Here is a 13,302-nt window from a genome sequence, read left to right on the forward strand (position 1 = left end):
TCCTCCCATCCGCTGTTTTATCTATATAAAGAACCTTTTATTACCTAATAACATCAATATCATGAGAAAATTACTACTACTCTCATTACTCCTTTCTTCTTCTGTCTGTGCCCAACGGGCAGACAATTACAAACCCGATAATAAAAATGTGGTTTTCACTGAGACAAATCTTCCTATCGTATTCATCAATACACAAGGACAAATAATTGATCGGGACAACCGGATTACTGCCAAAATGAAAATAATAGATAACGGTGAAGGTGAACTGAATTACATGGATACCATTGCCCACCCCAACCAGAAAGCGGACTATACCGGGTATATAGATTTAAAATATCGTGGCAACTCTTCTTTTACCAACTCCGATAAGAAGCCGTATGCCATCCGCGCATTAGACAAACCATTGGAAGATGGTGGCAAAAAGCAAAAAGTATCTATGCTTGGCATGGGCAAAGACAATGACTGGGCACTATTGGCGCCATATGCAGACAAAAGTATGATCAGAGACGTGTTTGCCTTCACCCTGGCAAGACCTTTTTTTGAATATGTACCTACCGGAAAATACTGTGAAATGATCATGGACGGTACTTATTACGGAGTGTTTATTTTATCTGAAAGAGTAAGGAAAGGTAAATTTCGTTTAGATCTGCCGGATCCGGGTGATAGTGATGATGCTCTGACAGGAGGCTACCACATGGAAGTAGACAGGGATGACGAACCGGTTTATTACTCTAAGCATACTCCGGTCAATTCAAAAGGAACTCCTATTTATGGAAAGAAAATCTCTTTCCAATATAAAAACATGGATCAGGATGAGTTTAGTAAAGCACAATTAAACTATATCCATGGATACATTGACGCTTTTGAAAACAGTCTGGCTGCCACCGATTATAAGAATCCGGAAACCGGATATAGAAAATATATCGACGTCACATCTTTTATAGATTATATGTTGTCAACAGAATTTTGCCACAACGTAGATGGTTATCGCCTGAGCACTAACCTATATAAATACAGAGACAGCAAAGACCCTAAATTCAAAACATCTTTATGGGATATGAATTTAGGGTTTGGTAATGCAGACTATAGTGAAGGCTGGAGATCGGATACATGGGCATACAACTTCAATGATGTATCACCGGGTGACAATCAGTTAGTCCCGTTCTGGTGGTATAAGTTACTCAAAGACGATTCTTTTATGAAAGAGGTAAAAGAACGCTGGGAACTGTATCGTGAAACGAGCTATTCCGACGAACACATCGAACAAACCATTGATTCATTGACTGCATTATTAAATGCCAAAGGAGCACAAGGACGTAATTCACAAGCCTGGCCAAGATGGGGAAGATACGTATGGCCCAACAAGTACGTAGCAAAATCTTATGATGATGAAATATCTTATCTGAAAAGCTGGATAAACGAACGGCTGATTTTCATGGACAGAGCTTTTCTTGGAAAAGAACCCGAAACGCCGGAATATACTCAGCTGGTCGTTAGTTCAGGATTCAATGAAGATGTTATAGCAGAAGCACTTCCTGCCGTCAGTTATTCTACAACCTCTCTCGATAATCAAGGCTGGATTTATTATTCTTCGGCAGTTCAGGAACAAGGATCATTGCCTGCTGACGGTACTATTATTTCCAATACCGGTGTCAAATACCAGCTTGCTGCATATGACAAGAAAAATGCCGCCGTATTAAAAGAAGAGGCTGCAATAACCCTGCATTTTGAGGGTACTCCACAAACTGAAGCTCTGCATCTCCTATCAACCTGTACAGACGGTAGTTCCTTAATAGACGTAACCGTATATTATACAGATGCTACTCATTCCAATACCCAGACTGTTTCGGTAGGTGACTGGTTCAGTGATGATCCCACAGGCAAGGCTGTATACAATCTGGACAGGATTGCCCTGACCGGTGACAAGCTGGACGGACGCCGCAGATTCTGTATGTTTGAACAGAAAATAGCTACTAACAAAAATAAAGTAATAGCATCTCTGAAAATCGAAAATGCAGGAAACGGGCATCCAAGTATATTTGCCGTCACAAAAGAAGGAAAAGAGTCAGGTGGAACTGTGGGAATCGGCAATACCGTTTGCAGCAATACAGCAAGTGTATACCCCAACCCTATTACCAACGGTGAGGCATTAACCATTGAAACAATCTCAGGTTCATCTATCCGATTGACTACAATGCAAGGAGCTACCCTAATACAGTTAAAAGCAACAGATAATGTTATAAAATTGCCAGTCAATAACCTTTCTCAAGGTATATATCTATTAACCATCACCAATAATGCAGGTAAACAAATCTTCAAAATAATAATGAAATAAAGTCAGCCCCTCCTGAGTGATAAAATAAAAACAACCTGTATCAATCCAGAACCCAATGTTCTGTACCGATACAGGTTACTCTATCTTTTGTACTTATCAACCGAATGATAAACATCCGGAATCACCTATTATTTCAGTTTTGCCAATGCTTCCTTAATACGACGAATAGATTCAACAATATTTTCGTCACTTGTAGCATAGCTCATACGAATACACTCAGGAGCACCAAAAGAAGCACCACCCACACAAGCTACATGAGCAACTTCCAATAAGTACATAGCCAAGTCGTCAGAATCAGCAATAGTACGTTCGCCATCTGATTTACCAAAGAAGTAGTCACATTTCGGGAACAAGTAGAAAGCACCTTCAGGAACATTCACTTCAAAGCCCGGAACTTCCTTCGCCAACTTCACAATAAGGTCGCGACGACGTTCGAATGCTTTACGCATCTCTTCTACCGGAGCCTGAGAACCTGTATAAGCAGCTTCAGCAGCTTTCTGAGATACAGAACAAGGTCCTGACGTATATTGTCCCTGCAGTTTATTGCAAGCTTTCACAAGCCATTCCGGTCCGGCTATAAAACCGATTCTCCATCCTGTCATTGCATAAGCTTTTGATACACCATTTACGATTACGGTACGTTCCTTCATTTCAGGGAACTGAGCAATACTCTGATGTTTGCCAATATAATTGATATGTTCGTAGATTTCGTCAGCAATAACAATTACCTGCGGATGTTTAGCCAATACAGCAGCCAATCCGGCAAGTTCTTCCTTGCTATAAACCGAACCTGTAGGGTTAGACGGTGAGCAAAGAATCAAAGCTTTGGTCTTCGGAGTAATAGCCGCTTCAAGCTGTGCAGGAGTAATCTTGAAATCCTGCTCTATACCGGCAGTAACGATAACCGGAGTACCTTCAGCCAACTTCACCATCTCAGGATAGCTAACCCAATAAGGAGCAGGTACAATCACCTCATCACCCGGATTTACCAATACGAGAACTGCATTACACACAGATTGTTTTGCACCATTAGCACAAGATATCTGAGCGGCTGTATATTCCAGACCATTCTCTTTCTTCAACTTCTCTACAATAGCGTTACGCAATGCCGGATAACCCGGAACAGGAGAATAACGTGAGAAATTATCATCTACAGCTTTCTTTGCAGCTTCTTTGATATGATCGGGAGTATTGAAATCGGGTTCTCCCACACTCAGATTAATTACATCAACGCCTTGTGCTTTGAGTTCGTTACTCTTCTGCGACATAGCAAGTGTTGCCGACGGCGACAAGCTGTTCAAACGGTCTGATAACTGATTCATTTTGTATCTATTTTATTATTGTTGATTGAAAATCGCTGCAAAATAAGCTAAAATATTTGATATATGAAAGCAAATCTCCATTTTACTTGTTAAAATGCAGCGTATGTCCCATACGTTCTTTCTTTGTTTTCAGATATCGTTCATTGTAAGGATTAGGAACTGTTTCAATGGGTACATTTTCTACAATTTCAAGCCCATACGCTTCAAGTCCCACACGCTTTATGGGATTATTAGTCATCAGACGCATTTTATGAACACCCAGTTCACGCAAAATATGCGCTCCAACACCATAATCACGTTCATCGGGATCAAAGCCAAGATGGATATTAGCGTCTACCGTATCATACCCTTCTTCCTGAAGTTTGTAAGCTTCCATCTTATGCATCAATCCAATGCCTCTCCCTTCCTGATTCATATAAACAACCACTCCTTTGCCGGCAGCATCAATCATCTCCAGAGCTTTATGCAACTGTTCTCCACAGTCACAGCGACAAGAGCCAAAAATATCTCCTGTCATACAAGATGAATGCACGCGTACAAGAATAGGTTCATCTTCACTCCAGGTGCCTTTAAAGATGGCAACGTGTTCCATTCCGTTTGATTTCTGTCGGAAAGGAATCAGGCGGAAATTTCCATATTGAGTAGGCATATTAACTTCTACCCCTTTCTCCACAAGCGATTCCATGTGCACACGATAAGCTATCAGATCCTTAATAGATATGATTTTGAGTCCGAATCGTTTAGCCACTTCCATCAACTGCGGCAAGCGTGCCATAGTGCCGTCTTCATTGATAATCTCAATCAGAGCAGCAGCAGGATAAAGCCCTGCCAACTTAGCAAGATCCACACTTGCTTCCGTATGTCCGGCACGGCGAAGCACACCACGCGAACGGGCACGCAACGGATTGACATGTCCCGGACGACCAAGATCGGTAGGCTTGGTATTAGGATCGGCCAACGCACGAATCGTAGCAGCACGATCATGCATAGACACTCCCGTAGTACAACCCGGCAACAAATCAACAGTTACAGTGAAAGGAGTCTCATAAATAGAAGTATTAGCAGCCACCTGCATATCCAACTCCAGTTCTGCACAACGCTCTTCTGTTATAGGTGCACATAACACACCACGTCCGTGTGTCATCATGAAATTCACTTTCTCCGGAGTTATCTTTTCGGCTGCGATGATAAAATCACCCTCATTTTCACGATCCTCATCGTCTACTACGATTACGAAATTACCTTCTTTAAAGTCGGCAATAGCCTCATCAATCGTATTCAATCTTATTTCTTCCATACTATATCATGCTATAAATTATTATTCTCATTAATTATAAACTGAACACTTTCATTGTTCTTTATAATCCGTTCTATATCCCGGGCAAGGCGTATACGGAAAATCCAGATACGGAAGTAGAAAAACAATCCTATCGGAACAATGATTCCTGCCAACAGATTCAACCAGTAAACATGGAACGGACGTACGTGCGCCGTTACAGGTATCACCGGATAGTTATTCAAAGCGGTCAGCAAAGTGAAGGACTTAGAATTTGATAATTCTTCAACTAACGTTTCAAGGTGTTCATTGATAACTTTTATATCATCATCGTCACCAGTAGTCATCCAAAGCTTAAAATAATTAGGTGCCTTTTTCAACTGACGTTTACTTATATAGGTACGGCACTCTGCCGTAAGAGCTGTCAACTCAGATGAAATCCGCGTATAATCCGGGTCGTGAATGATCACCTCCTTCTTGAATAAGTGCCGTACGCTACGAATTCCCACAATACGCTTGAACCACGCAACGTAAGCATCGCCATTCAGCACAACAGAGTCATTATTGGATTTGTAGGTAAGAAAAGCCCCAAGCGGAGCCAAAATAGAGGAACTGAGCCACATCCCCATCCATACAACCCACTTCCCGTCACGTGCCATCTTGAACCCGCTATTATCTATCACATAATAAATAATAAACACCAATACGGATACAATGACAGGCATACCCAGTCCACCTTTACGAATGATACCTCCAAGTGGTGCACCGATGAAAAAGAACAGCAGGCAAGAGAGAGAAATTGTTATTTTCTTATGCCATTCGGTCCTGTGTCTGCGTATCTGGTAATCATTCCCATCCATCGTATAGGTCTTAAAGCTGTAATCTCCCTGCAAGCTTTCAGCACGGCTTGTAGCCGAAGAAAGGATTTTCTGCTTCTGCATCAAAGTAGCAGCTTCAAAGAGGCTGTCCACATTGTATAAGCTCATATTAGCCCTTTCTATTTTAAGTGTATCCTCTTTGGAAAGTCCTGTCGGCCGACTGTAAACGCCCCCGATAACTTCCTTATAATACTGCCGCCCGATGCTGTCGCCCACATATTTCATGGAGTCAATAGAAGCCTGCAATGTCTGCATACTTTTGGTGGTCGCCTGATTGCTCATGATACTTGCGTCGGCCATATTAAAATCCGAGTCAAATTCAATAATCGTATGTTTTTCCCGGAAAGATTCACGCCGGTAAGGTACATTTTGTGCCTTTACATTCTGACTCTTCAGATTTTCAAACAGTTCTCCACTATAAAGATGCAGGTGTAGATGTTGCTTGTCGGCAGTCATTTCCATACGCCCCGAATCCGCATAAATGATATGTGCATTCTCTGCGCCATCTTTAAAATTATAGATCAACACATCATACAACATACCGGTTTTGCGATCCTTCTTACCTACTTTAAGGTTATAATCGGGAATTTCCGAATAGAAGACACCCTCCGGAATATCCAGTTCCGGTGACTTCTGTTTCATCGAAATCAACAACGTCCCCAGCTTTCCCTGGGCAATAGGACCAATAACATTCTGAAAATAAAAGGAGATAGCGCAAATAATACAGACAAGTATAATGAGAGGACGCATAATCTTAAGCAAAGAAATGCCCGCCGCTTTCATGGCGAGCAACTCATAACGTTCTCCAAAATTTCCGAAAGTAATAAGTGATGCCAATAGTACGGCCAATGGAAGTGACAAAGGCACCAGAGTCAATGCCGAATAAAAGAAGAACTGAGCCATCACACTCATCTCCAACCCTTTTCCGACAAGCTCATCCACATATCTCCACAGAAACTGCATCATGAAGATGAAGAGACAAATGAAGAATGTGCCGACAAAGAGTAGCAAAAAACTCTTTACAATAAATATATCTAATCTTTTTATGCGTAGCATCTTACTATTCGTTTCGTACGATTGAGATGCAAAATTAGCACAAAAAAAGGAGTGCAGAAAGTTTTTAGTTGAAAGTTAACTAAAAACCACAAGTTCTTCTCAATTTATTTACCTGAGACTCCCACAGTTCCTTCATATCATCTACCTCATCAGGTTCGGCAAAATCAACGATCTCCAACACAAAATCTCCTGTGAGTTCATTATAATTCATCTTTATTTCAAAATAATCCCGCTCGTTTTCGTCGTCCAACCAGCGGAAACGTATAAAAGAATAAGCACGTATAGCTATAATTTCAGCGTCTCGTTGTTCTGTTTTTCCCCAATGAAACTCCACGATTTTATCATTTGACACAACTTTGTCCGCAAACCAGTCCTCCAGACCGGTCGGTGTGCTGATTGCCGACCAAAGAATATTTTTAGAGGTCGCATTCAAAAGATATTCTAAACGAATTTTCTCTCTTTTCATAGTTACATTTACTTAATTTGTGTGTGCCAAGATAAATACTTTTTTCTAATTACACAGTATAAATCAAACACTTTATTTCTTTATGCTTTCATTTCTCAGTCCCAATGTACCAATTTATCGCAGATTACATATGGGTTTCTAATAGAAAAAACAGAAAAAAACGACAAATGTTTTGGAGTTTTAAAAAAAGTATCTATCTTTGCACCCGCAATCGAGAAACGATGGCGGGATAGCTCAGCTGGTTAGAGCGCATGATTCATAATCATGAGGTCCCCGGTTCAATCCCGGGTCCCGCTACTACAGAAAATAGCGTTTGGGAGGCTTCCACTCTTGGGCGCTTTTTTATTTCACTACATTCCTCTTCTTTTTTTTCATTATTAATCCACAGAGTTATTAACAAGGTTATCAACAGGTGTACTATAAAGTTATCAACAGGGTAACGAATTTATATACAACAAATTAACTTCACGCCACATACTGCCCGTAATTATTAACTCACAATATATAAACAACCAACTTCAGATAACACCGACACACAAACGAAACATATTTGTTACCGCATCTTCAATATCCAGCAAAGAAAATGAAATATGATCCCCCTACTTTTGCGGTATATTATTAACGCATACTAACAAATATGAAACGACTCGTTAAATTAGTCTCATTGATTCTCTTATTTTTAAACATGAGCAGCAATACTTTCGCCGAAGAGAAAGTAAATGTAGTCAAGCAAGGAACAATCCGCGGACGAATCATCGATGCTTCCAAACAAACACTCCCCGGAGCATCTATCTATATTGAAAACTTACGCACGGGAGTAACAAGTGACGTCAATGGATATTACACATTTTCCAATCTGAATCCAGGCACCTACACCATAAAAATCAGTTACGTCGGCTACTCACCGGTAGAGATGAAAATTACGATTCCTGCCGGAAGGACTTTGGAAAAAGATGTTGTACTCAACGAAGGATTAGAGCTACAAGAGGTAGTAGTAGGAGGCGCTTTTCAAGGGCAACGCCGGGCTATTAACTCACAAAAAAACAGCTTGGGTATCACCAACGTTGTTTCTGCCGATCAGGTGGGGAAATTCCCCGACTCAAACATCGGAGACGCACTTAAACGTATCTCAGGTATTAATGTACAATATGATCAGGGCGAAGCTCGTTTCGGACAAGTTCGCGGAACCTCTGCTGATTTAAGCTCGGTCACGATCAATGGTAATCGTATTCCTTCCGCCGAAGGCGATACACGTAATGTACAGTTAGACCTTATCCCGGCGGATATGATACAAACCATTGAAGTAAATAAAGTAGTAACCCCGGATATGGATGGAGATGCCATTGGCGGATCGATCAACCTGGTTACCAAGAACTCTCCTTACAAACGTACAATCACTGCTACTGCCGGAAGCGGATATAACTGGATCAGTGAAAAAGCCCAACTCAACCTGGGTTTTACCTATGGTGATCGTTTTTTCAATGATAAACTGGGTGTCATGCTTTCTGCTTCCTATCAAAATGCTCCCTCAGGATCTGATGATGTAGAATTTGTTTGGGATACAGATTCAAAAGGAACAATCTGCCTGACTGATTACCAGATTCGCCAATACTACGTAACCCGTGAGCGCCAAAGTTACTCGGCAGCATTCGACTGGGATATAAACGCAAATCATAAGTTATTCTTCAAAGGAATATTCAACAATCGCAATGACTGGGAAAACCGGTATCGCCTTACTCTGAAAGATTTGAACAAAGATGTTAATAAGAAGAAAGAAGGCGCAGTTGCCGACAACAAGGCCTCTGTACGCCTACAGACAAAGGCTGGAAGTCCAAACAACCGTAACGCCCGCCTCGAGCGTCAGCGTACGATGGATTTCACTCTCGGTGGCGAACATCTTTTCGGCAAGTTATCCATGGACTGGAATGCCTCTTATGCCCGTGCCTCAGAAGAGCGTCCCAACGAACGCTACCTGGGATATGAACTAAAGAAACAGAATTTCGACATAGACCTGAGCGATATAAGAAGACCCTATGCTTCAGCACAAGCCGGTTCGACGCTTATACTTAATAATGATTTCTCCCTGCAAGAACTTACAGAGCAGCAGGAAGATATTGTAGAGAAAGATCTTAAGTTTTCAATGAATTTCAAACTACCATTAGTGAAAGGATTCTATAGTAATCAGTTGCGATTCGGAGCCAAAGTAGTAGACAAGAGTAAAGACAAAGATCTGGAGTTTTATGATTATGAGCCAGTGGACGAAAAGGCTTTTAATTCAAATAGTTTTTCCAATACCAGCGAACAAAACAGAAATGGATATATGCCCGGAGAAAAATACAAAGCAGGGACATTTATCAGTAAAGAATATGTGGGAGGGCTCGACCTGAACAACAGCAGCCTGTTTAATAAAACAGAAAATCTGGAAGAGCTGGCAGGCGAATACAAAGCACGTGAAACAGTTACCGCCGGCTACCTTCGTTTCGACCAGAACTTCGGTAAGAAACTTAGTGCAATGGTAGGTTTGCGTCTGGAAAATACCCATTTGAAATACAACGGACGCAAACTGACACTGAACGACGATGGCGATCCGGAATCATTGACTGTTACCCCGGATGTAAAAGACAGCTACCTGAACGTTTTACCTTCCGTCTTATTGAAGTACAACGTCAGTGAAGATTTCAAGATTCGCGGTTCATTCACCGAAACACTTTCGCGCCCCAAATACTCAGCATTGATACCGAATGTAAATATCAACAACAAAGACAACGAATTGACACTTGGTAATCCGGAATTAAAACCGACCACTTCGTTCAACTTCGATCTGAGTGCAGATTATTATTTCAAAAGTGTAGGACTTGTCAGTATTGGTATATATTACAAAGACATCAATGACTTCATCGTAACCCAGACAGTCAGAGGATATGAGTATGAAGGCAATTCTTATGATAAATTCATGCAACCCCGCAATGCAGGAGATGCCAATTTGTTAGGTGTAGAAGTAGGCTACCAACGGGATTTCGGTTTCATCGCTCCCGCCTTAAAGTGTGTTGGATTCTACGGAACCTATACCTATACACATAGCAAGGTGAACAACTTCAACTTCACCGGACGTGAAAACGAAAAAGACCTGAAACTGCCCGGATCACCGGAACATACAGCCAATGCATCTCTCTACTTTGAAAAAGGAGGACTCAACGTACGCTTATCTTACAATTTCGCATCCGATTTTATTGATGAAATGGGTGAAAGCGCTTTCTACGACCGTTATTATGATAAAGTAAACTACATGGATGTAAACGCCAGTTATACTTTTGGTAAAAAACTGAGAACAACTTTTTATGCCGAGGCTAACAATCTGCTAAACCAACCTCTGCGTTATTACCAGGGAATATCAGAACGCACCATGCAATCAGAACATTATGGTGTAAAGGTAAATGCAGGAGTCAAAATAAATTTCTAAATCTCTATAAAAAGACGCAAAGCAAGTATCTATTAATAATCAAAAAGGAACAATTTATAAAATGAAAACAAAAAGCCTTCTCGTTCTTCTGTTTATCACAATCTGTACAATAGGATATGCACAAAAGAGCGACTATTCCATCTTCGATAAAAAATTCAATTTCTATATTGCCAATGATCTGGGACGAAACGGATATTATGACCAAAAGCCAATTGCCGAACTAATGGGAACAATGGCAGAAGAAATCGGTCCTGAGTTCGTTGTTGCCACCGGAGATATTCACCATTTCGAAGGTGTACGCAGCGTCAATGACCCTCTATGGATGACAAATTACGAATTAATCTATTCGCATCCGGAGTTAATGATCGACTGGTTTCCTGTATTGGGAAATCATGAATATCGCGGTAATACCCAAGCCGTACTTGACTATAGTAATATAAGCCGCCGCTGGTCCATGCCTGCCCGCTACTACACCAAGGTATTCAATGAAGAAGGTACAACCGTCCGCGTCGTTTGGTTGGATACTGCCCCCATCATTAATAAATACCGCAATGAAAAAGAGACTTATCCGGATGCCTGCAAGCAAAACAGAGAAAAACAGCTCGCCTGGGTAGACTCAGTACTGACCGCAGCCAAAGAAGACTGGGTAGTTGTAGTAGGACACCATCCTATCTACGCCGAAACTCCCAAAGATACCAGTGAACGAGACGACCTGCAAAAATATCTGGATCCCATCCTGAGAAAACATCATGTAGATATGTATATCTGCGGACACATTCATAACTTCCAGCATATCCGCGTATCAGGAAGCGATATTGACTACGTTGTCAATTCAGCCGGCTCACTGGCACGTAAAGTAAAACCGATCGAAGGAACACTGTTCTGTAGTCCGGAACCTGGTTTTTCTGTCTGTTCTATTGATAAAAAAGAATTCAACCTGCGTATGATCGATAAAAAGGGGAACGTACTTCATACAATAACCCGAAAGAAATAAATTCTACTCTTATAAAAAACACACAACTCAAGGGTACTCCATTCGTGATGAAAGGAGTACTCTTTTTATTTAAACTCAATTATAGGAAATTCAAAAATAACCGTTATCTTTGCACCTCCAAACAAGAGAATCTTTCTTTTTTCTCCCTATCCCATTCTTTATCCACAAAGTTATGAACAATGTTATCAACAGGTAGACGCTAAAATTATCAACAAGTTAATATCCTCATTATCAAACAATTGGATTCTTTACGCATCATTTATCATAATTACATATTCACAAACCCACAAACAGATTCATACCACCGCCCTTTCAAATACCTGGTAATTTTAAAAGAGCTAAAAATCTTTTCCAATTGAGATATTATCAATCAAAACATAAATGCTCTTCAATATATCCCTACACATTCCAAATAAAAATAATATTAATATTTATTATTTTACTATTTTTGCAATATCATTCGATATTTAAGCAAATAAACAATATATAGCATAAACATTAATATAAAATCGTCATGTTTGGAAAAAAGAAAGATGAAAAAAATTCCCAGATACAGTCTGAGCCCCTGAAACTGACAACTATAGCTATGGGGACAGTTATAAAAGGCACAGTTGATGTAGAAGGAAGTTTAAGAGTAGATGGTACTATAGAAGGAAACGTTTCCTGTCACAAAACCATGATATTGGGTCCACAAGGAACAATCATAGGAAATGTAACCTCTGTTTCTGCAATATTACATGGTATCCTGAAAGGAGATATACATACGGAAGAAGAATTAGTGTTGAAATCAGGATGTTCAATGAAAGGAGATATTTACACTTGCAAGTTAGAAATAGAACCGAAAGCACTCTTTAACGGTGCTTGTAAAACAATGGAAGAAAATATACAGCCACAAGGACAATCACTTGAATAATCCCAGATCAATCTGACTTCATAATCATAAGATCGGCTTGCACCAGATGTAACCTTTTTCTTTCCTAAGGATAAAGTCACCGGATTAGATGTAAACGCAAATTTCCACTATGTATTTAACTTTAAAGAAGATGGCCAGGAGTTTTCCGTTTATCCCCTTGCCGGCATCGGTATGCAAAACAATTTTTATAAAAAAACAATGTTGAAATAAAAGGGAAAGAGATTGAAATAGATCGAAGCAACTCTACTAAATTTGCTTTCAATCTGGGAGGAGGAATCACTCTTCCACTTTCCGAACACAGTTATTTGAATGCCGAAGCCAAATTTATGTTTGCCAAAGATGATAACGTAGTAATCATGTTGGGTTACGGATATAAATTCTAAAAACGTAATCATGTAGTCAAAATGTAACGGGAATTATCCTAAATCCTGAATAATTCCCGTTTGGTATATAAACCACTTTACCATCGAAAAATACAATAAATCTATAAAGACATCACCGTACTTAATTATTAATTCGCAAAGTTATCAACAACGTTACCAACAGGTTATTCTAAAGTTATTAACAGCCTAAAACCTTCATTATCATATATTTGAAATCCA

8 protein-coding genes, 1 tRNA gene and 1 pseudogene are annotated in these 13,302 nt (G+C 40.2%); 6 read left to right on the forward strand and 4 right to left on the reverse strand.

The genetic code is table 11. From position 1 onward, the window contains the following. The first annotated feature begins 61 nt into the window (after positions 1-61). Positions 62-2,335, forward strand: coding sequence for a CotH kinase family protein (locus tag VCM39_RS18990; RefSeq protein WP_322933651.1), 2,274 nt, complete (start codon positions 62-64; stop codon positions 2,333-2,335). A 128-nt stretch (positions 2,336-2,463) separates the two neighbouring features. On the opposite strand, the gene VCM39_RS18995 is transcribed toward VCM39_RS18990, so the two are convergent. The 4 genes from VCM39_RS18995 to VCM39_RS19010 form a co-directional block, all read right to left on the reverse strand. Next, entirely contained in the window at positions 2,464-3,657 is a 1,194-nt protein-coding gene (locus VCM39_RS18995) for a pyridoxal phosphate-dependent aminotransferase (RefSeq protein ID WP_221650335.1), read from the reverse strand. A gap of 82 nt (positions 3,658-3,739) precedes the next feature. Further along, on the reverse strand, positions 3,740-4,954 hold the full coding sequence (locus VCM39_RS19000; protein ID WP_221650334.1) for a bifunctional 3,4-dihydroxy-2-butanone-4-phosphate synthase/GTP cyclohydrolase II: 1,215 nt from the start codon (positions 4,952-4,954) through the stop codon (positions 3,740-3,742). A gap of 11 nt (positions 4,955-4,965) precedes the next feature. Beyond that, on the reverse strand, positions 4,966-6,867 hold the full coding sequence (locus tag VCM39_RS19005) for an LptF/LptG family permease (protein ID WP_322933650.1): 1,902 nt from the start codon (positions 6,865-6,867) through the stop codon (positions 4,966-4,968). Between the two features lie 79 nt (positions 6,868-6,946). Continuing rightward, entirely contained in the window at positions 6,947-7,333 is a 387-nt protein-coding gene (locus VCM39_RS19010) for an START-like domain-containing protein (RefSeq protein WP_002559154.1), read from the reverse strand. A 223-nt stretch (positions 7,334-7,556) separates the two neighbouring features. On the opposite strand from VCM39_RS19010, the gene VCM39_RS19015 reads away from it, so the two are divergent. The 5 genes and pseudogenes from VCM39_RS19015 to VCM39_RS19035 all read left to right on the forward strand — a co-directional run. After that, a tRNA-Met gene (locus VCM39_RS19015) sits at positions 7,557-7,630 on the forward strand. 340 nt (positions 7,631-7,970) lie between these two features. Continuing rightward, positions 7,971-10,793, forward strand: a complete 2,823-nt coding sequence (locus VCM39_RS19020) for a TonB-dependent receptor (protein WP_322933649.1) — start codon at positions 7,971-7,973, stop codon at positions 10,791-10,793. Positions 10,794-10,854: 61 nt separating this feature from the next. Continuing rightward, positions 10,855-11,787 (forward strand): metallophosphoesterase, encoded by a 933-nt coding sequence (locus VCM39_RS19025; protein WP_122200964.1) that lies wholly within the window; start codon positions 10,855-10,857, stop codon positions 11,785-11,787. Positions 11,788-12,301: 514 nt separating this feature from the next. After that, positions 12,302-12,700, forward strand: coding sequence for a bactofilin family protein (locus VCM39_RS19030; RefSeq protein ID WP_025866819.1), 399 nt, complete (start codon positions 12,302-12,304; stop codon positions 12,698-12,700). A gap of 33 nt (positions 12,701-12,733) precedes the next feature. After that, positions 12,734-13,083, forward strand: a pseudogene (locus VCM39_RS19035) (outer membrane beta-barrel protein); the annotation flags it as partial. Between the last annotated feature and the right edge of the window lie 219 nt (positions 13,084-13,302).

Origin of the sequence: Bacteroides mucinivorans, from assembly GCF_034654355.2 — a bacterium.
In the GTDB taxonomy this organism is placed as follows: domain Bacteria; phylum Bacteroidota; class Bacteroidia; order Bacteroidales; family Bacteroidaceae; genus Bacteroides; species Bacteroides nordii.